The 18,893-nt window shown below is 73.1% G+C and carries 15 protein-coding genes; 4 read left to right on the top strand and 11 right to left on the bottom strand.

All coding sequences use genetic code 11. From position 1 onward, the window contains the following. Nucleotides 1–72 precede the first annotated feature (72 nt). Both AB0K65_RS03775 and AB0K65_RS03770 read left to right on the top strand, forming a co-directional pair. The gene (locus tag AB0K65_RS03775; protein ID WP_365713986.1) at nt 73–1,854 is read left to right on the top strand and encodes an AMP-binding protein; all 1,782 of its coding nucleotides are present in this window, start codon (nt 73–75) and stop codon (nt 1,852–1,854) included. A gap of 60 nt (nt 1,855–1,914) precedes the next feature. Then, on the top strand, nt 1,915–2,745 hold the full coding sequence (locus AB0K65_RS03770; RefSeq protein WP_365713984.1) for a PaaX family transcriptional regulator C-terminal domain-containing protein: 831 nt from the start codon (nt 1,915–1,917) through the stop codon (nt 2,743–2,745). Nucleotides 2,746–2,803: 58 nt separating this feature from the next. Here AB0K65_RS03770 and AB0K65_RS03765 read toward each other — a convergent pair whose 3' ends face one another. Both AB0K65_RS03765 and AB0K65_RS03760 read right to left on the bottom strand, forming a co-directional pair. Then, a complete protein-coding gene (locus AB0K65_RS03765; protein ID WP_365713983.1) occupies nt 2,804–5,167 on the bottom strand; it encodes an FAD-dependent monooxygenase in 2,364 nt (787 codons plus the stop codon). Between the two features lies 1 nt (nt 5,168). Next, the gene (locus AB0K65_RS03760) at nt 5,169–5,996 is read right to left on the bottom strand and encodes an enoyl-CoA hydratase family protein (RefSeq protein ID WP_365713981.1); all 828 of its coding nucleotides are present in this window, start codon (nt 5,994–5,996) and stop codon (nt 5,169–5,171) included. A gap of 293 nt (nt 5,997–6,289) precedes the next feature. On the opposite strand from AB0K65_RS03760, the gene AB0K65_RS03755 reads away from it, so the two are divergent. Continuing rightward, a complete protein-coding gene (locus AB0K65_RS03755; RefSeq protein ID WP_365713979.1) occupies nt 6,290–6,739 on the top strand; it encodes an ATP-binding protein in 450 nt (149 codons plus the stop codon). Nucleotides 6,740–7,022: 283 nt separating this feature from the next. Here the strand turns inward: AB0K65_RS03755 and argF are convergent, their stop codons facing one another. The 6 genes from argF to AB0K65_RS03725 all read right to left on the bottom strand — a co-directional run bounded on the left by argF (nt 7,023) and on the right by AB0K65_RS03725 (nt 15,869). Next, complete coding sequence (argF, locus tag AB0K65_RS03750; protein ID WP_365713977.1) at nt 7,023–8,027, bottom strand: ornithine carbamoyltransferase; 1,005 nt, start codon at nt 8,025–8,027, stop codon at nt 7,023–7,025. A 145-nt stretch (nt 8,028–8,172) separates the two neighbouring features. Further along, nucleotides 8,173–9,405 carry an arginine deiminase gene (locus AB0K65_RS03745; RefSeq protein ID WP_365713975.1) on the bottom strand — a complete coding sequence of 411 codons (1,233 nt, stop codon included), beginning with the start codon at nt 9,403–9,405 and terminating at the stop codon, nt 8,173–8,175. Between the two features lie 319 nt (nt 9,406–9,724). Next, nucleotides 9,725–12,265: a polynucleotide kinase-phosphatase gene (locus AB0K65_RS03740; protein WP_365713973.1), complete on the bottom strand. Its 2,541-nt coding sequence runs from the start codon at nt 12,263–12,265 to the stop codon at nt 9,725–9,727. After that, nucleotides 12,262–13,911 carry a 3' terminal RNA ribose 2'-O-methyltransferase Hen1 gene (locus AB0K65_RS03735; protein ID WP_365713971.1) on the bottom strand — a complete coding sequence of 550 codons (1,650 nt, stop codon included), beginning with the start codon at nt 13,909–13,911 and terminating at the stop codon, nt 12,262–12,264. The genes AB0K65_RS03740 and AB0K65_RS03735 overlap by 4 nt, the downstream gene beginning before the upstream one ends. Nucleotides 13,912–13,957: 46 nt before the next feature. Continuing rightward, on the bottom strand, nt 13,958–14,905 hold the full coding sequence (mmuM, locus tag AB0K65_RS03730; RefSeq protein WP_365713969.1) for a homocysteine S-methyltransferase: 948 nt from the start codon (nt 14,903–14,905) through the stop codon (nt 13,958–13,960). A 40-nt stretch (nt 14,906–14,945) separates the two neighbouring features. Next, nucleotides 14,946–15,869, bottom strand: a complete 924-nt coding sequence (locus tag AB0K65_RS03725; RefSeq protein ID WP_365713967.1) for an LLM class F420-dependent oxidoreductase — start codon at nt 15,867–15,869, stop codon at nt 14,946–14,948. A 247-nt stretch (nt 15,870–16,116) separates the two neighbouring features. Here AB0K65_RS03725 and AB0K65_RS03720 point away from each other — a divergent pair, with 247 nt between their 5' ends. Then, nucleotides 16,117–16,410: a hypothetical protein gene (locus AB0K65_RS03720; RefSeq protein WP_365713965.1), complete on the top strand. Its 294-nt coding sequence runs from the start codon at nt 16,117–16,119 to the stop codon at nt 16,408–16,410. Between the two features lie 149 nt (nt 16,411–16,559). Here the strand turns inward: AB0K65_RS03720 and AB0K65_RS03715 are convergent, their stop codons facing one another. From AB0K65_RS03715 to AB0K65_RS03705, 3 genes are all read right to left on the bottom strand, one after another. Further along, nucleotides 16,560–17,057, bottom strand: coding sequence for a DUF6099 family protein (locus tag AB0K65_RS03715; protein ID WP_365713963.1), 498 nt, complete (start codon nt 17,055–17,057; stop codon nt 16,560–16,562). 125 nt (nt 17,058–17,182) lie between these two features. Continuing rightward, complete coding sequence (locus tag AB0K65_RS03710; RefSeq protein WP_365713961.1) at nt 17,183–17,563, bottom strand: nucleotide pyrophosphohydrolase; 381 nt, start codon at nt 17,561–17,563, stop codon at nt 17,183–17,185. Then, a complete protein-coding gene (locus tag AB0K65_RS03705; RefSeq protein WP_365713959.1) occupies nt 17,560–18,891 on the bottom strand; it encodes an ATP-binding protein in 1,332 nt (443 codons plus the stop codon). Before AB0K65_RS03705 ends, AB0K65_RS03710 begins: the two co-directional genes overlap by 4 nt. Nucleotides 18,892–18,893 lie beyond the last annotated feature (2 nt).

Here is an 18,893-nt window from a genome sequence, read left to right as displayed (position 1 = left end):
GCGCACCGTTGACTGTCGTCACCATCACGATACGCTCGTTGGGCGACCCCACCACGACAAGGGGACGAACTCATGGAGCTGACCGGCTCGGCCCATCACGACACGTTCGCGCGCGATCACCTGCCGCCCGCCGGGCAGTGGCCGCGGCTGCTCTTCGATCTGCCCGACCTGTGCTATCCCGAGCGGCTCAACTGCGGGGCGGAACTGCTCGACCGCACGGTGGAACGATTCGGCGCGGAGCGGCCCGCCTTCCGGGACGGATCGGGGCTTGTCTGGACATACGGACAACTCCAGGACCGCGTGAACCGGATCGCCCATGTCCTGACGACCGACCTGGGCGTACGGCCCGGCCACCGGGTGCTGCTGCGCGGCCCCACGACACCCTGGCTGGCCGCCTGCTGGCTGGCGGTGATGAAGGCGGGCGGGGTGGCCGTCACCGTCCTGGCCCAGCAGCGTGCCGGGGAACTGGCCGTGATGGCCGAGATGGCGCGCTGCACCCACGCACTGTGCGACATCCGGTCGGTCGACGAGCTGGTCAAGGCCGCGATACCCGGGCTGCGCATCACCACGTACGGCGGGGACTCCCCCGACGACCTGCTCTCCCTGGCACTCGCCAAGCCCGCCGCCTACGAGGCCGTGCGCACGGCCGCGGACGACGTGGCGCTGATCGCCTTCACCTCCGGTACCACCGGTCGGCCCAAGGGGTGCATGCACTTCCACCGCGACGTGCTGGCCGTCGCCGACACCTTCTCCGCCCACGTCCTGCGCCCGCTTCCGGACGACGTGTTCGCCGGCTCCCCGCCCCTGGGCTTCACCTTCGGCCTCGGCGGCCTGGTGGTCTTCCCCCTGCGCGCGGGGGCGAGCGCCCTGCTCCTGGAACAGGCCGGCCCCGCCCAGCTGCTCGCGGCCGTCGCCGAGCACCGGGTGTCGGTGCTGTTCACGGCTCCGACCGCGTACCGGCTGATGCTGGACGAGCTGGACGGGCACCACGTGCGCCGTGGTCACCGGGAGCACCATGACGGGGACGGCCGGGACGGTCCGGACGAGCGCGAGGGCCGGAGCCGGGGTCGCAGCGACGTCACGGCCTCCCTGCGCCGGTGTGTCTCCGCCGGCGAGAACCTGCCGGCCGCCACCTGGGATGCCTGGTACGACCGGACCGGACTGAAGCTCATCAACGGCATCGGCGCGACCGAGCTCCTGCACATCTTCATCTCCGCGGCGGACGGCGACATCCGCCCGGGCACCACCGGGCGCCCCGTCCCCGGCTGGGAGGCCAGGATCGTGGACCACACGGGCGCGGAGGTGCCCGACGGCGAGGAGGGCCTGCTCGCGGTGCGCGGGCCCGTGGGCTGCCGATATCTGGCCGATCCCCGCCAGGGCGAGTACGTCCGGGACGGCTGGAACATCACCGGCGACACCTACGTGCGGGACAAGGAGGGCTACTTCCGGTACGTCGCCCGCGCCGACGACATGATCATCTCGGCCGGCTACAACATCGCGGGCCCTCAGGTCGAGGAGGCGCTGCTCGCCCACCCCGACGTGGTCGAGGCGGCGGTGGTCGGCCATCCGGACGAGCTGCGCGGCCGGATCGTGGTGGCGTACACGGTCGTACGGCACGGGGTACCGCGCGACGCGGAGACGGCGGCCGCGCTGCGCGCGTTCGTCCGCGCCCGCCTGGCGCCGTACAAGAGCCCCCGGAAGATCGTCTTCCTGGACGCGCTGCCCCGGACGGCGACGGGGAAGCTCCAGCGCTTCCGGCTGCGCGCCGAGGAGACCACCGCAGGGCCCGGCGCGGAGCGGGCGCAGGGGCAGGGTGCCGAGGAGCACGCGGGAGGGCCCGACGGGACGCCGTGACCGCCCGCGCAGGGCACCCGAGCCGGTCCCCACGGACACACCACCCCCTAGAGTGATCACGTGGCCGAGCAGCACACTCCCCGTTCCCTGATCGTCTCGCTGTACGGCGCGTACGGCCGTGGCCCCGCGCGCGACGGGGCGCCGACGCCGGTGGCCGAGCTGATCCGGCTCCTCGCGGCGGTCGGCGTCGACGCGCCCGCGGTGCGGTCGTCGGTGTCGCGACTGAAGCGGCGGGGCCTGCTGCTGCCGGGGCGGACGGCCGACGGGGCGGCGGGGTACGTGCTCTCCGACGAGGCGCGCCAGCTCCTGGACGACGGCGACCGCCGGATCTACTCCCGCACGGAGCCGAAGCTCTCCGAGGGCTGGGTCCTCGCCGTCTTCTCCGTGCCCGAGTCCGAGCGCCACAAGCGGCATCTGCTGCGCTCGCGTCTGGCCCGGCTGGGCTTCGGCACGGCGGCCCCGGGCGTCTGGATCGCCCCCGCGCGGCTCCACGAGGAGACCCGGCACACCCTGGAGCGGCTGGAGCTCTCCCCGTACGTGGACCTCTTCCGGGGTGAGCACCTGGGGTACACGGCGACGGCGGAGGCGGTGGCCCGCTGGTGGGACCTGGCCTCGATCGCCAAGCTGCACGAGGAGTTCCTCGCCGCCCACGAGCCGGTCCTGCGCGCCTGGAAGGTTTCGCCGGGGACGGCGGAAGACGCGTACCGCGACTATCTCCTCGCCCTGGACTCCTGGCGCCGCCTGCCGTACGCGGACCCGGTGCTGCCGCCGGAACTGCTGCCCGGCGACTGGCCGGGAGGCCGCTCGGCGGAGGTGTTCGCGGCGCTGCACGAGAGGCTGCGCGACGCCGGGGAGGCGTTCGTCCGCGGGGACGGCGCCGGCCGGGGCTGACGGACGGCTCGGAACTCGCCCCGGGGACGGCTCCGGACCTCGCCCGGGGGACGCCCTCTCAGGGGCGGAGGTGGAGTCCGAGCCGGGGCTTCGGCGCGTCGGTGCGGCCCGTCGGCGGCGTACGGCTCCCAGCGCGGTACGGGTCGGGCCACGCGGCCGCCGGGCCGCGGTAGTTCTGTTCGGCCGCCGCGTGGAGCGTCCAGTGCGGGTCGTAGAGGTGCGGGCGCGCCAGGGCGCAGAGGTCGGCGCGGCCCGCGAGCAGCAGGGAGTTGACGTCGTCCCAGGAGGAGATGGCGCCCACGGCGATGACCGGGACGGGGACGGCCCCGCGGATCCGGTCGGCGTACGGGGTCTGGTACGAGCGTCCGTACTCGGGGCGTTCGTCGGGGACGACCTGGCCGGTGGAGACGTCGATGGCGTCGGCCCCGTGAGCGGCGAACGCGCGGGCCGTCCCGATCGCGTCCTCGTCGGTCGTGCCGCCGTCCGCCCAGTCGGTGGCCGAGATCCGGACCGTCATCGGACGCTCCGGCGGCCACACCTCGCGGACGGCGTCGAAGACCTCGAGGGGGAAGCGGAGCCGGTTCGCGAGCGGGCCGCCGTAGGCGTCGTCCCTGCGGTTGGTCAGCGGGGAGAGGAAACCGGAGAGCAGATAGCCGTGGGCGCAGTGCAGTTCGAGCAGGTCGAAGTCGCAGCGCGCCGCGCGGCGGGCCGCCGCCGCGAACTGCTCCCGGACGGCCGTCATCCCGGCCCGGTCGAGGGCGTGCGGGATCTGGTTGACGCCGGGGCGGTACGGGAGCGGGGAGGCGGCCGTCAGGGGCCAGTTGCCGTCGGGCAGCGGCTGGTCGATGCCCTCCCACATCCGGCGGGTGGAGCCCTTGCGGCCGGAGTGGCCGAGCTGGACGCCGATCGCGGTGCCGGGTGACCGGGTGTGCACGAACGAGGTGACGCGGCTCCACGCCTCGGCCTGCTCGTCGGTCCAGAGGCCGGTGCACCCGGGTGTGATCCGGCCCTCGCGGCTCACGCAGACCATCTCGGTCATCACGAGCCCGGCGCCGCCGAGGGCCCTGGCGCCCAGGTGGACGAGGTGGAAGTCGTCGGGGACGCCGTCCTCGGCGACGTACAGGTCCATCGGCGAGACGACGACGCGGTTGCGCAGGGTCAGTCCGCGCAGCCGGAAGGGGGTGAACATCGGCGGGGTGCCGGGCGGGCAGCCGAAGGCGCGCTCGACGGAGTCGGTGAAGGCGGGGTCCCGGAGCCGCAGGTTGCCGTGGGTGACGCGGCGGCTGCGGGTGAGGAGGTTGAACGCGAACTGGCGCGGCGGCTGGTCGAGGTACCGGTCGACCTCCTCGAACCAGCGCAGGCTGGCGGCGGCGGCGCGCTGGGTGGACTCCACGACGGGCCGGCGCTCGGACTCGTAGGCGGCGAGCGCCTCGGCCACGGTGGGCTGTTCCTCGACGCAGGCGGCGAGGGCGAGGGCGTCCTCGACGGCGAGCTTGGTGCCGGAGCCGATGGAGAAGTGGGCCGTGTGGGCGGCGTCGCCGAGCAGGACCGTGTGGCCGTGCGACCAGCGCGCGTTGACGACCGTGCGGAAGGCGGTCCAGGTGGAGTTGTTGGAGCGCAGGGGGCGGCCGCCGAGGGTCTCGGCGAAGATCTTCGCGCAGCGGGCGATGGAGTCGGTCTCGTCCTGTTCGTCGAAGCCGGCGGCGCGCCAGACCTCTTCGCGCATCTCGATGATGACGGTGGACGCGCCGGGGGCGGTGCCAGGGCGGGCGAGGGGGGCGGGTGCCCGTCCGGGACCGGGCGCCGGCGCCGGGCGGAGGTAGGGGTAGCCATGGAGCTGCATCACGCCGTGCTCGGTCTCGGCGATCTCGAAGCGGAAGGCGTCGAAGGCGAAGTCGGCGGCGAGCCAGATGTAACGGCAGCGGTGGGTGGTGAGCCGGGGCCGGAAGACGTCCGCGTGGGCCTCGCGGGTCGCGCTGTGGACGCCGTCCGCCGCCACGACCAGGTCGTGCGTGGCGGCCAGCTCGGCGGCGGCCGGGGCCTCGGTGCGGACGTGGAGCCGTACGCCGAGTTCGGCGCAGCGGGAGTGCAGGATCTCCAGGAGCCGGCGGCGGCCGAGCGCGGCGAAGCCGTGTCCGGAGGAGGTGAGCAGGTGCCCCCGGTGGGCGATGTCGATGTCGTCCCACCGGACGAACTCGGCCTGGAGGGCACGGTGGACGTCGGGGTCGGCGTGCTCGATGCCGCCGAGGGTCTCGTCGGACAGGACGACGCCGAAGCCGAAGGTGTCGTCGGGGGCGCCGCGCTCCCAGACGGTGACCTCGCGCGCCGGGTCGAGCCGCTTGAGGAGGGCGGCGGCGTAGAGCCCTCCGGGGCCGCCGCCGATGACGGCGACCCGGAGCGGACGGGCCGGTGTCCCTCCCACGTCAGCGTCCCCGCCACTTCGGCGGGCGCTTCTCGGTGAAGGCGGCGTGGAACTCCGCGTAGTCCTCGCCGTTCATCAGCAGCGCCTGGGTGGCGGCGTCGAGTTCGACGGAGGCGGCCAGGGGCATGTCCAGCTCGGCCGTGAGGAGCGCCTTCGTCTGGGCGTGGGCCAGGGCGGGGCCGTCGGCGAGACGCCGGGCGAGTGCGGCGGCCCGGGCGTCGACGTCGCCCTCTTCGGTGAGTTCGCTGATCAGCCCGATGCGCTCGGCCTCGGGGGCCCTGACGGCATCGCCGAGCATCAGCAGCCGGGTCGCGTGGCCGAGGCCGACGACCCGGGGCAGCAGGTACGCCGCCCCCATGTCGCCGCCCGAGAGGCCGACCCGGGTGAAGAGGAAGGCGAAGCGGGCGCTGGGGTCGGCGATACGGAAGTCGGCGGCGAGGGCGAGGACGGCGCCCGCGCCGGCCGCGACCCCGTGGACGGCGGCGATCACCGGGAAGGGGCACTCGCGGATCGCGCGGACGACCTGCCCGGTCATCCGGTTGAAGTCCAGCAGCTGGGCCGTGTCCATCGACAGGGTCGCGCCGATGATCTCGTCCACGTCGCCGCCGGAGCAGAATCCGCGCCCCTCGCCGCCGAGGACGAGAGCGCGCACGGCCCGCTCGCGGGAAAGCTCGGCGAGGAGGTCGCGCAGGTCGGCGTAGGCGCCGAAGGTGAGGGCGTTGAGCTTCTCGGGACGGGCGAGCGTCACGGTGGCGACGCCGTCGTCGACGTCCAGGCGCAGATGCCGCCAGCGCTCGGTGCGGGGTGCGGAGCCGGTGAAAGGGCTCATTCGGGACGGCCTCCCTCAGCGTGCGTGTACACGGCATCACCTGAGGGAACCTTATCACTGATATGTGACTGTCGTCACGGGTGCGCTATATGACACCGCGCCGCCACGCCGCCGGGGCGAAGGTCCCGGGCACGGGCGGCGCAGGTCCCCCGCCACCCCGGACACAGGCCCCTGGCACCCCGTTTTTGACTTCTTAAGGTTGAAAGTAGGACGTTGAGACCCCCGCACTCCACGTCCGCAGGCGTCCGCCGCGCCCTGCCCCGCGTCCACTACCCCGCCCGAACGGACCCGCCGTGTTCCCTGCCCCGGACTCCGGCCCCGCCGGCTGGCGCATCGAGCTGCCGCACGACGCCGCCGCCGTACCGATCGCCCGCGCGCTGATCCGTACCGCGATGGCGGCTCTCGACACCCCGGCCGACAGCGACACGGCCGAACTCCTGACGGCGGAACTCGTCGCCAACGCCGTCGAGCACACGGACGGCGGGGACCCCATCGAACTGGTCGTGGAGCTACTGCCGGGCACCTGCCAGGTGGAGGTGCACGACCGGCGCCCGATGGGCCCGGGAGAGCTGACCTGCCCGGGGCCGGGCGAGGAGCCGGACCCCTGGCAGGAGCACGGACGCGGCCTGCTGCTGATCCGCGCCCTGAGCAGCGACTGCGGCCACCGCCCCACCGCTCACGGAAAGGCGGTCTGGTTCACCCTCCCCGCGCTGCCGCGGCCGCGCCGGCCGGACGAGGCGTGAGCAGGACCCGTGCGGGCATGCACCGGGCCTCCCGTGGGGAGCCGGGAGGTGCGGTGCGGCCACGTCCCGGCGGGCGACGCGCGGGAGGGCCGGCGCGGCCCGTCCCCCGGAGGAGCGGAGAGCGGAGGACCGCGTAGGCACACCCTGCCATCCGGCGCCCCCACCGGAACAGATGCGTGCACGAAAGAACCCGGGGCATATGCGAGGCCCGGCCGGCGCGGTCGCGCCCCTCACCTGGGCACGGGCGGGCGGGCGTCCCCGGGACCGCGCGCTCGGACCGCGGCTAGGAAGTGGCCAGCGTGGCGACCAGCACGGCCTTGATGGTGTGCATGCGGTTCTCGGCCTCGTCGAAGACGACGGAGTGCTCGGACTCGAAGACCTCGTCGGAGACCTCCAGCTCGGTCAGGCCGTGACGGGCGTGGATGTCCCGCCCGACGACGGTGCCGAGGTCGTGGAAGGCCGGCAGGCAGTGCAGGAACTTCACGGCCGGATTGGCGGTGGCCCGCAGCACGTCCATGGTGACGGCGTACGGCGAGAGGGCGGCGATCCGCTCGTCCCAGACCTCCTTGGGCTCCCCCATGGAGACCCAGACGTCGGTGGCGACGAAGTCGGCCCCGCGCACGCCTTCGGCGACGTCCTCGGTGAGGGTGATCGTGGCACCGCTCGCCTCGGCGAGCTTGCGGGCGCGCGCGACGACCTCCTCGGCCGGCCAGTAGGCCTCGGGGGCCACGATCCGGACGTCCATGCCGAGCAGGGCGCCGGTGATCAGGTAGGAGTTGCCCATGTTGAAGCGGGCGTCGCCGAGGTAGGCGAAGGCCATCGAGTCCAGCGGCTTGTCCGAGTGCTCGGTCATGGTGAGGACGTCGGCGAGCATCTGGGTGGGGTGCCAGTCGTCGGTCAGGCCGTTGTAGACGGGGACACCCGCGTACGCTGCCAGCTCCTCGACGTTCGCCTGGCTGTCGCCCCGGTACTCGATGGCGTCGAACATCCGGCCGAGGACGCGGGCGGTGTCCCGGACCGACTCCTTGTGCCCGATCTGCGAGCCGGACGGGTCGAGGTAGGTGGTGGAGGCCCCCTGGTCGGCGGCCGCGACCTCGAAGGCGCACCGGGTCCTGGTCGAGGTCTTCTCGAAGATCAGGGCGATGTTCCTGCCCCGCAGCCTCTGGACCTCGGCGCCCGCCTTCTTGGCGGCCTTGAGCTCGGCGGCCAGCGCGATCAGACCGCGGAACTCCTCGGCGGTGAAGTCCAGCTCCTTGAGGAAGTGGCGGCCGATGAGGTCAGTGGCCATGGGGGCGCTCCTGTATTCGCGAACGGGGACGGCGACGGTTGACGATGGAAGTCTATACGTAAGCCAGTATTCCTATACAGTGATGCGGGCCACTGACTCCCGGACGGGACCCCCGCCCTCCTCGCACCGCCCGGGCCGCCGCGGGTCAGACCGCGTCACGCTCCACGGGACAGCTCATGCAGCGAGGGCCGCCCCTGCCCCGCCCCAGCTCGCTGCCCGGGATCTCGATCACCTCGATGCCCTGCTTGCGCAGGTGCGTGTTGGTGGTGACGTTGCGCTCGTACGCCACGACCACCCCGGGTTCGACCGCCAGGACGTTGCAGCCGTCGTCCCACTGTTCGCGCTCCGCCGCGTGGACGTCCTGGGTCGCCGTGAGGACCCGGATGTCCTGCAGCCCGAGCGCCGCCGCGATCGCGCTGTGCATGTGCTCCGGCGGATGGTCGGTGACCCGGAGGGACTGGCCCTCGTCACCCGGCTCGATCGTGTACGAGCGCAGCATGCCGAGTCCCGCGTACTGCGTGAAGGTGTCGTGGTCGACCATCGTCATCACCGTGTCGAGGTGCATGAACGCACGCCGCTTCGGCATGTCGAGCGCGACGATCATCCGCGCCGAGCCGGCCGCGAACATCCCGCGGGCCAGCATCTCCACCGCCTGCGGAGTGGTCCGCTCGCTCATGCCGATCAGGACGGCGCCGTTGCCGATGACGAGGACGTCCCCTCCCTCGATGGTCGACGGATAGTCGGCCTGCCCCTCCGACCAGTGGTGGAACGGCCCGGCCTCGGCGTCCGTGAACAGCGGGTGGTGCCGGTAGATTGCCTCGAAGTGCACCGTCTCGCGCTGGCGGGCGGGCCAGCGCATGGCGTTGATGGAGACACCGTCGTAGATCCAGGCGGAGGTGTCCCGCGTGAAGATGTGGTTCGGAAGCGGCCCGAGGACGAAGTCGTCCAGGTCCATCACGTGGAAGCGCACCGAGGTCGGCTCGCGGTGCGCGGCGAGGAACTCCCGCTTCGTCATCCCTCCCACCAGCGCCTCGGCGAGCGCCGACGGCTCGAAGGAGTCGAAGGCGGCGCGCAGATGGTCGGCGGCGGCCGGACCGTACTCCTTCTCGTGGAAGACCCGGTCCAGCACGAGCGCCCGGGCGGCGGGCAGCTCGAGGGTCTCCCGCAGCAGATCGCCGAAGAGGTGGACCTCGACTCCCCGGTCCCGCAGGACGTCCGCGAACCCGTCGTGCTCATGCCGCGCCCGCCGCACCCACAGCACGTCGTCGAAGAGGAGCGCGTCACGGTTGGTGGGGGTGAGCCGCTTCAGTTCCAGATCGGGCCGGTGCAGGATGACGCGGCGCAGCCGCCCGGTCTCGGAGTCGACATGGAATCCCATGCCCCCATCCTGACGGAGCGAACCCCCGCGCGCCGTCCTCCGCGACGAGATACCGGCGATTACCGGTTCCCTCGCCTCCCCGCAGCGCAGAGCGACCGCGACAGGGCGGTGAGGGGGCGCGCCCCCTCACCGCCCTGCCATCGAGCCGGCCGCTCCCACCGTCCGCGGGGCGACCGACCGTTCGCCCCCACCCCCACCTCGGCCCCGGATCGCGGTCAATGGGGCGGGCGGCGGCAGGCGGGCCGGGCGGCAGGCGGTCCCGCGACCACCGGGCACCCGGCCAGGCGAGCGCCTGGTCGACGGCCCCGCGGACAACGGCTCACAACCGTGGGTCCACCGGCTCCGATTCCAGGGCGAGGACGGCGAAGACCGCCTCGTGCACCCGCCACAGCGGCTCCCCCTCCGCCAGCCGGTCCAGCGCTTCGAGCCCGAGGGCGTACTCGCGCAGGGCCAGCGAGCGCTTGTGGCCGAGGAAGCGGCCACGCAGGCGCTCCAGGTTCTCGGGGCGGGTGTACTCCGGACCGTAGATGATCCGCAGGTACTCCCGTCCCCGGACCTTCACACCCGGCTGCACGAGGCGGCCGTCTCCGCCCCGGACCAGCGCCGCCAGCGGCTTGACGACCATGCCTTCGCCGCCGGCCGCCGTCGTCTCCAGCCACCAGTCGACTCCGGCCCGCACCGACGCCTCGTCCCTCGGGTCGACGATCAGCCGGCGCGTGACCTGGAGGAGGCCCGTCGGATCGTGATCGACCAGCCGGTCCAGCCATCCGAGCTGCTCGTCGTGCGGGACGGCGGCCAGCGAACGGCCCCGCACCGCGAGGACCTGGAACGGCGCGAAACGTACACCGTCGAGTCCCTGGGTCGGCCAGCAGTAGCGGCGGTACGCCTCGGTGAACGCCTCCGCGTCCGCCGCCCGCTCCCGCTGCTTGTCCAGCAGCGCCTCGACACCACCGGCGACCCCCCGCGCCGCCGCCCGCTCCAGAGCGTCGAGCGCGCCGGGGAAGACGGCCCGGGAGGCCGCACCCACCGCCGCGTACTGCGAGCGCAGCAGCCCGGCCGACTTCAGCGACCACGGCATCAACTCGCCGTCCAGCAGGAGCCAGTCGGTGTCCAGCTCCTCCCACAGCCCGGCGGCGGAGACGGCCGTCCGCAGGCGTTCGAGGACCTGCTCGGTGACCGTGGGGTCGTCGAAGAACGGCCGGCCGGTGCGGGTGTGCAGGGAGCCCGTCGGACCTTCCACACCGAAGCGCTCCCGCGCCGCGTCCGCGTCACGGCAGACGAGCGCGACGGCCCGCGAGCCCATGTGCTTCTCCTCGCACACCACCCGCTCGACCCGGTCGGCGGCGTACTGCGCGAACGCCTCGGCCGGGTGCTCCAGATAGCCGTCCACCTTCGAGGTGGCGGTCGGCGCCATCGTCGGCGGCAGGTAGGCGAGCAGCCGCGGGTCGATCGCGAACCGGCTCATGACCTCGAGGGCCGCCGCCGCGTTCTCCTCGCGCACGCTGACGTTGCCCATGGCGCGGGTCTCCACGATCCGGCGACCGTGCACGTCGGCCAGGTCCAGCGGGCGCCCCTGGTGTCCACCGGGCGCCTCGGTCGCCAGCGGCCGGGCCGGCTCGTACCAGACCTTCTCCGCCGGTACGTCGACGAGCTCGCGCTCCGGCCAGCGCAGCGCGGTCATCCTGCCGCCGAAGACGGCGCCCGTGTCGAGGCAGATGGTGTTGTTGATCCAGGAGGTGCTGGGGACGGGGGTGTGTCCGTAGACGACGGTCGCCCGGCCCCGGTACTCCTCCGCCCACGGGTAGCGCACGGGCAGCCCGAACTCGTCGGTCTCCCCGGTCGTGTCGCCGTACAGCGCGTGCGAACGCACCCGGCCGGAGGTCCGGCCGTGGTACTTCTCCGGCAGACCGGCGTGGCAGACCACGAGCCGGCCCTCGTCGAGGACGTAGTGGCTGACGAGCCCGTCGATGAACCGGCCCACCTCCTTGCGGAACTCCTCGGACTCGTGCCCGAGCTGCTCGATGGTCTCGGCGAGTCCGTGGGTCTCCTGGACCTTGCGGCCCTTGAGCCGGCGGCCGAGCTTGTTCTCGTGGTTCCCGGGCACGCAGAGCGCGTCGCCGGCCGCGACCATGCCCATCACACGGCGCAGGACGCCCGGGCTGTCGGGGCCCCGGTCCACGAGGTCGCCGACGAAGACGGCCGTACGGCCCTCGGGGTGGTGGCCGTCCGCATAGCCGAGCTTGGCCAGCAGGGTCTCCAGCTCGGAGCTGCAGCCGTGGATGTCACCGATGATGTCGAAGGGACCCGTGAGGTGACGCAGGTCGTTGAAGCGCTTCTCGAGGACGACCTCGGCCGCCTCCACCTCCTCGACGCTGCGCAGCACATGGACCTTGCGGAAGCCCTCGCGCTCCAGGCCGCGCAGTGAGCGGCGCAGCTCCCGCCGGTGGCGCTGCACGACGTGGCGGCCCATGTCCGCGCGGTCGGGGCGGGCGGCGTTGCGGGCCTGGCAGACGTCCTCCGGCAGGTCGAGGACGATCGCGATGGGCAGGACGTCGTACCGGCGCGCCAGCTGGACGAGCCCGCGCCGGGCCTCCTGCTGCACGTTGGTGGCGTCGACGACGGTCAGCCGGCCCGCCTCCAGGCGCTTGCCCGCGATGTAGTGCAGGACGTCGAAGGCGTCACGGCTGGCGCTCTGGTCGTTCTCGTCGTCGGCGACGAGGCCGCGGCAGAAGTCGGAGGAGATGACCTCGGTCGGCTTGAAGTGGCGTCGGGCGAACGTCGACTTGCCGGAGCCGCTCGCACCGATCAGGACCACGAGGGACAGATCGGTGACGGGCAGCGTGCGGACGGTGTCGGTCATGCCGTGTCCTCCTTCGCGACGGTCCGGGCGTTCCGGTCGTTCCCCTGGCGGTGCTGATCGTTGTGACCGCTCTGACCGTGCGTGTCGTTCCGGTCGCTCTTGGCGTGCCGGTCGTTCATGTCGCTCTGGCCGTTCTCGTCGCTCTGGTCGCTCGCGTCGTTCCGGTCGTCCTTCGTCGCCTGGGTGAAGACGGCCATCTGCGTGGGCGGGCCGACCTCGGGGTCGTCCGGTCCGACCGGCCGGAACTCGACCGCGTAGCCGTACTGTTCCGCCACGCGCCGCGCCCACGTACGGAACTCCTCACGGGTCCATTCGAAGCGGTGGTCGCCGTGCCGGACGTGCCCGGCCGGGAGGGATTCCCAACGGACGTTGTACTCCACGTTGGGTGTGGTCACGATGGCGGTGCGGGGCCTTGCCGAGCCGAACACCGCGTACTCCAGCGCGGGCAGCCGCGGCAGGTCGAGGTGCTCGATGACCTCGCTCAGCACCGCCGCGTCGTACCCCTTCAGGCGCTTGTCGGTGTACGCCAGCGAGCCCTGGATCAGCTTCACCCGACCGGCCTGCCGCTCGCCGAGCCGCTCCAGGCGGAGCCGGCGTCCGGCGACGGTCAGGGCCCGTACGGAGACGTCGACGCCCACGATGTCGGTGAAGCGCACGTCCTTGAGGAGCGCCTGCACCAACTGGCCCTGGCCACAGCCGAGGTCGAGGACCCGTGTCGCGTCGGCGGCCCGCAGCTCCGCGAGGATCGCCTCCCGTCGCTGCTCGGCGAGGGGCACCGGCCTCTCGTCGGTGTCGGTCGTCTCGTCGACGGCGTTGTCGACGTCGTCGACGTCCAGGCCGTCGCTCTCGGCGAGCCGCACCAGCTCCAGACGCTCCATCGCCTCCCGGGTCAGGCCCCAGCGGCGGGAGAGGTAGCGAGAGGTGATCAGCTTCTGCTCGGGGTGCTCGGCGAGCCAGCCGTCACCGGCGCGCAGCAGCTTGTCGACCTCGTCGGGCGCCACCCAGTAGTGCTTGGCGTCGTCGAGCACCGGCAGCAGGACATAGAGCTGGTTCAGCGCGTCGGCCAGCCGCATCTCCCCTTCGAGGACGAGCCGCACATAGCGCGAGTCCCCCCACTCCGGGAACGCGGGGTCGAGCGTGACGGGCTCCGCCTCGACCGTGTCCCAGCGCGGGGGCCCCGCCGCGCCGCCGGCCGCGGGCGCCGGGCGGAACAGCTTGCGGACCAGTTCGGCACCGCCGCCGCGGGCGGGGAGCGCCGGGATCTCGACACGCAGCGGCAACGGCTCGGCGGCCCGCTCGGGCATCGCCTTGCACACCCCGCGCAGGGCGCTCTTGAAGACCGTGGCGAGCGCGACGGCCAGCAGTGAGGACGCGGCGTAGGGCCGGTCGTTCACGTACTGCGCGAGTGCCGAGTCGGGGGCACCGCCCCGCCCCTTGCCCTTACCGCGCCGCACCAGCGCCACGGGGTCCACCTCGAGGAGGAGCGCGGCGGTGCACCGCTCGACGGACGCCTCGGGGTAGAGGACGTGCGCCGTGCCGTGCGAGGTCGAGAACGTCTGCGCGTTGTCGGGATGCTTGTGCAGCAGGAAGCCCAGATCGGTCGCGGGACGTTCGGGGGTGCCGGTCGTACTGATCGTCAGGAACACGTGTCCGAGTATGGTCTCCTCTCTCCCCTCCGACCAGGCATTTTCTTCAGGGCGGCGAGGTGACGGCGGCGGCCAGCTCGGCGATCCGGTCGGGACCGATCCGGCAGCAGCCGCCGAGGAGGCGGGCACCGGCCGCCGGCCACTCCCGCATCCGGCCGGCGTCGAAGGTGACGGACCCGTGCCAGCCCCGCGCCCGCGCGTCCCACCGCTCCCCGCTGTTGGGATAGACCACCACCGGTTTCCCGGTGGTCCCGGCGGCGATCTCCACGGCCCGTGCGGCGTCGCCCGGCTCGCAGCAGTTGACCCCGACGGCGATGACCTGGTCGTTGCCCGCCGTGAGCGCGAACGCCTCCGTCAGCGCCTGCCCGGCCCGCGTCCGCTCCCCGTCGATGGTGTACGAGAGCCACACCGGCACCCCGCACCCCTCGACCGCCCTCAGCAGCGCCTCCGCCTCCTCCGTGTCGGGCACGGTCTCCAGTGCGAGCACGTCCGGTCCTGCCGCCACGAGCGCCTCGACGCGAGGCCGGTGGAACCGCTCCAGCTCCCGCACCGTCAGCCCGTACCGGCCCCGGTACTCGCTGCCGTCGGCGAGCATCGCCCCGTACGGCCCCACGGACCCGGCGACCCATACCTGCCGCCCGGTCCCCGCGGCCCCCTCGCCTCCCTCGGCCGCGTCGGCCGCCTCCCGCGCCAGTTCCACGCTCCGCGCGAGGAGCCGCCCGGCCCCGGCCCGGTCGATGCCCCTCCGGGCGAAGCCCTCGAACGTGGCCTGATAGCTGGCGGTGATCAGTACGCGGGCGCCCGCACGGACGTATGCCGTGTGGGCCGCCTCGATCTGCTCGGGGCCGTCGGCGAGCAGCCGCGCCGACCACAGGGCGTCGGAGAGGTCGCAGCCCTGCGCCCGCAGCTGATTGGAGAGACCTCCGTCGAGAACGAGCACCTCCTCGCCGAGGGCATCGGCCAGCGAGCGGGCCCGGCCGGGCATGGGTGGCATGACAGTGTCCTTCCGTTCCGTCCCCCGTTCGTCGCTCCGCTCAGTCCAGCTGCGACTGGACCTGGGAGGAGATCAGCTCCAGGTGGTCCAGGTCGTCCAGGTCGAGCACCTGGAGATAGATCCGGGAAGCGCCGATGGCTCCGTACCGGCCGATCTTGTCGACGACCTCGGCCGGCGAACCGGCGAGACCGTTCGCCTTCAGCTCCTCCACCTCCCGGCCGATGGCCGCCGCCCGGCGGGCGACCTCGGCGTCGTCCTTGCCCACGCAGACCACCAGCGCGTTGGAGTACACGAGGTCGTCGGCCGGGCGACCGGCGGCCTCGGCCGCGGCCCGGACGCGTCCGAACTGCCGCTCACTGTCCTCCAGCGAGGCGAACGGGATGTTGAACTCGTCGGCGTACCGAGCGGCCAGCCGCGGGGTGCGGGTCGCACCGTGCCCGCCGATGAGCACCGGCACCTTGGCCTGCGCCGGCTTGGGCAGCGCCGGCGAGTCGGCGAGCTGGTAGTACTCCCCCTCGAAGGAGAACGTCTTGCCGACCTCCGTCTCCCACAGCCCGGTGACGATCGCCAGCTGCTCCTCGAGCCGGCCGAACTTCTCCTTGGGGAACGGGATGCCGTACGCCCGGTGCTCCTGCTCGAACCACCCCGCGCCCAGACCCAGTTCGACCCGGCCGCCGGACATCCGGTCGACCTGGGCGACCTGGATGGCCAGAACGCCGGGAAGACGGAAGGTCCCCGCGGTCATGAGGGTGCCGAGGCGGATCCGCCGGGTCTCCCGGGCCAGGCCGGCCAGGGTGATCCACGCGTCCGTCGGCCCGGGCAGGCCGTCACCGGAACCCATGCTGACGTAGTGGTCGGAACGGAAGAAGGCGTCGAAACCGAGGTCCTCCGTGGCCTTGGCGACGGTGAGCAGGGTGTCGTAGTCCGCCCCTTGCTGGGGCTCGGTGAAGATGCGAAGATCCATGCCTCCATCCTGCACCTTCGGGCAGCTGTCAACCCTCACGTCAGCACACGGTCCCCACCTGCCCTGTCGGGTGAATATCGGCCCCTCCGGACCTCCGCGGCCCACCGGGCCAGTGACCGTCGCCCGGCACCCGTCGTTGCCCGGGCGGAGCCGGACCGCCCGGCCCGCGCGCCGGCGGCCGCTGCCGGTGCGTCGTTCTCACGCGTGGCCTCTCCTCGCCGGAGCGGCCTGGGCCGAGGAGGCCGCCATGTCCCAGGAAGCCACGCCCGAACGGGCTCTGCCCGAGCAGCCGGCCCACCCGTCCTCCGTTCCCGGGCAGAAGGTGGGCGGCGCCCCCAAGGGTCTGCTCCAGCAGATGGAGGAGCTGATGGCGGCGCTGACCGCCGACCTCTCGCAGCTGGACGCCGACCTGCAGTCCTCCGCCGACCGCCAGGGCGGCGAGGAGGGCCGCGACGGTCAGGGCCGCGGCCGGAAGGCGCGTGACGCCCAGGACGGCGAGACGCCCGACGACCGCCGCCGGACCGGCGGCCTCTCCTTCTGAACTCGCCGCTTCCGCCGGCCCGGCCGGCTTCCCGGCTCCGTCCCGCCCACCTGGCGGCACCGATCCACTCGACCCTTCGGATCCGCCGGGCTGGTTTCCGGCCGCCCGCGTCCCGACGGCGCGACGGCGCCCGTCCGCGTCGCCGGCGTTCACGACAGGCCCGCCACCGGGCCCGCCCGGCCCCGGGCGGGGTCGGGCGGTCGGTCCCGGTCCCGCACCGCGATCCGGCGCAGCATGCCGCAGACCCGGTCGTTCGATTCGTCGGCGGCGTCGATCGCCTCGATGCACTGCCAGTACAGACCCTCCTCATCCGTGGCACAGGCCACCCCGACGAGGGCGATGCCCACCTCTCCGAGGAGGGCGCTCAGCGCCGTCAACGCCGCGCAGGCGTCGCCGACTTCGGTGAGCTGGGCGGCTCTGGGGCCGCCCGTCCGCACGACGGCATGGTCGACCGTCCCGCGCACCCCTCCGATCTCACTCAATCCCCGCGCCTCGCCCCGCAGTTCCAGGGGACCGCAGAGCGCAAGGTGACTCCCTATCGCCTGGGCGAGGGCCTGGGTCTGCCAGGCCTCCGCCACGATGTCCAACGCCGTCCGGCTCTGCGCCAGCGCGTGCCTGCCGGTCGCGATCAGTCGCTCCGCATCCATGAACGCCGCCCCCGTTCGTACGACTTACTGCTCACTCATTCATTACCCAGAGTGAATGAGCCTGAGCCCAAACTCCAGAGGAATTCGGAAATCTGTGGACAGGAAGCTCTGCGGTGCGAAGGCGATCACTCCGAAGAGTGACGATCACCCTCCTCGGAGACTCTCGCGGCCCGCCCCGGCGGTCGTCCGACAGGGAAGCGGCGTTCGTTCCGGTCGATCTTCGCCGCCAGCGCGACGAGCGGATCGACACCGACGGCCCCGCAGAACTGGAGCAGGTACGCCAGCACGTCCGCCACCTCGTCGGCGACCCGGTGCGCCGTATCCGGGTCCTCCATCACCCGGTCCGCCTCCTGCGGCGTCAACCACTGGAAGATCTCCAGCAGTTCCGCCGCCTCGACGCTGAGCGCCGCCGCCAGGTTCTTCGGCGTGTGGTACGCCTGCCATTCCCGTGAGGCGGCGAACTCCGCCAGCCTCCGCTGCAATCCCGCTACATCGAGTTCACTCACGGCTCAAGGTCTACCACCGACACACCGGGCGTCTCCCGCGCCGCCGCTGCGCCCGCCTCCCCGATCGCCCCGACGAGCCGGATGTGGCCGTCCGCGCAGATGTCACCGGCGAGTCCGAGCAGCGCGTGGAGCTGCCGCCGGTCGAGACCGCGGTCGAAGCCGTCGACGAGCACGGTCAGCGTCTTCATCGCGTCCGGCACTTCGGCGAGTTGGTCCATGGCGAGCACACCGGGGCCGGTGAGCAGGACGAGCGCCAACGCCAGGTAACGCAGTTCACCGTCGCCGAGCCTTCCCAGCGGAGTCGCGGCCAGGAGCCGTGCCGCCGATAAGCCCTCCGCGCCCTCCGTCCGCCCCGGGCCCGCCGCGCCCGCGCCCCTCGCCGCCCGCTCCAGTACGGCTCGAACGGTGGCGTCGGGCAGCTCCTCCACACCGAGCCCCGTCACGGGTCCGGCGCAGCCGGCCCCTGCGATCGCGGCCAGCCGGGCGTGACGGCGCGGACAGTCGGTGCGGGTCCGGTGCAGGACCTCGGCGAGGTTGCCGCAGCCGCGCCGCAGCCGCCCCTCCCCCGTCGGGACGGGCGCCCGCATGTGGCGGGGCTGCGGATCGCAGGCGAACACCGATCGCAGCGCGACGACCACCTGCTCGGCGGCGGCCAGGACTTCCAGCTGTCCCTTCGTCTTTCCGGCCACGCGCAGCGGCAGCAGGGCGGTGCCCAGCACGTCGTCCGGGAGCGGCGCCCGGGTGACGGGGGTCGCCCCCGCCGTGTGCCATTCCGCCTGGACGGTGCTGCGTCCGGGGTCCCTGAGCGCGGTGGTGAGCAAGGTGCGGCCGTGCCAGGTGAGACGTTCGCCGACCACGCGGAGCTGCGGCTCGGCCTGGACGGCGACATCGAGATGGACGGCGCCGGCCGGCCCGTCGACGGTGCAGCCGATGCGGAACCCCCGCCTGCCTTGCGCGTCGGGCCTGGCCCGCTCGGGGACGCAGCCGATCGCGTCGGGGAAAGCGGAGGCGAGGTCGTCGCCCGCCCCCAGCCGGGCCAGTGCCTCGAAGGCTCGCAGGGCACTCGACTTGCCGCTCCCGCTCGCCCCCGCGAACAGCGTCACGGGCCCAAGAGGATAGACGGCGGCGCGGTGGGAGGCGAAGGCGGAAAGACGGAGTTCGGTGACGGCGGGGCGGGCGGGCCGCCGGGCGGACCCACCGGGGTGACGCCGCGCCACGTCACGCGCGGCGGCATCGGTGGTGGCAGTGGCGTCGACGGTGGCGGGGGAAGGGGAAGGGGCGGTCACGGAAGCAACGGGATCAGGCGTGAGGCTGCCGGAGAAGTCCATGA

Origin of the sequence: Streptomyces sp. NPDC053755 (genome assembly GCF_040677675.1) — a bacterium.
GTDB lineage: Bacteria > Actinomycetota > Actinomycetes > Streptomycetales > Streptomycetaceae > Streptomyces.
This window is presented reverse-complemented; position numbering and strand designations above follow the sequence as displayed.

Bases quoted from the DNA above. Each gene is read 5' to 3' on its own strand.
- AB0K65_RS03775 (WP_365713986.1), top strand. From the start codon at position 73: ATGGAGCTGACCGGCTCGGCCCATCACGACACGTTCGCGCGCGATCAC.
- AB0K65_RS03760 (WP_365713981.1), bottom strand. From the start codon at position 5,996: ATGAGCCCTTTCACCGGCTCCGCACCCCGCACCGAGCGCTGGCGGCAT.
- argF (WP_365713977.1), bottom strand. From the start codon at position 8,027: ATGGCCACTGACCTCATCGGCCGCCACTTCCTCAAGGAGCTGGACTTC.
- AB0K65_RS03745 (WP_365713975.1), bottom strand. From the start codon at position 9,405: ATGGGATTCCATGTCGACTCCGAGACCGGGCGGCTGCGCCGCGTCATC.
- AB0K65_RS03740 (WP_365713973.1), bottom strand. From the start codon at position 12,265: ATGACCGACACCGTCCGCACGCTGCCCGTCACCGATCTGTCCCTCGTG.
- mmuM (WP_365713969.1), bottom strand. From the start codon at position 14,905: ATGCCACCCATGCCCGGCCGGGCCCGCTCGCTGGCCGATGCCCTCGGC.
- AB0K65_RS03725 (WP_365713967.1), bottom strand. From the start codon at position 15,869: ATGGATCTTCGCATCTTCACCGAGCCCCAGCAAGGGGCGGACTACGAC.
- AB0K65_RS03720 (WP_365713965.1), top strand. From the start codon at position 16,117: ATGTCCCAGGAAGCCACGCCCGAACGGGCTCTGCCCGAGCAGCCGGCC.
- AB0K65_RS03715 (WP_365713963.1), bottom strand. From the start codon at position 17,057: ATGGATGCGGAGCGACTGATCGCGACCGGCAGGCACGCGCTGGCGCAG.
- AB0K65_RS03705 (WP_365713959.1), bottom strand. From the start codon at position 18,891: ATGGACTTCTCCGGCAGCCTCACGCCTGATCCCGTTGCTTCCGTGACC.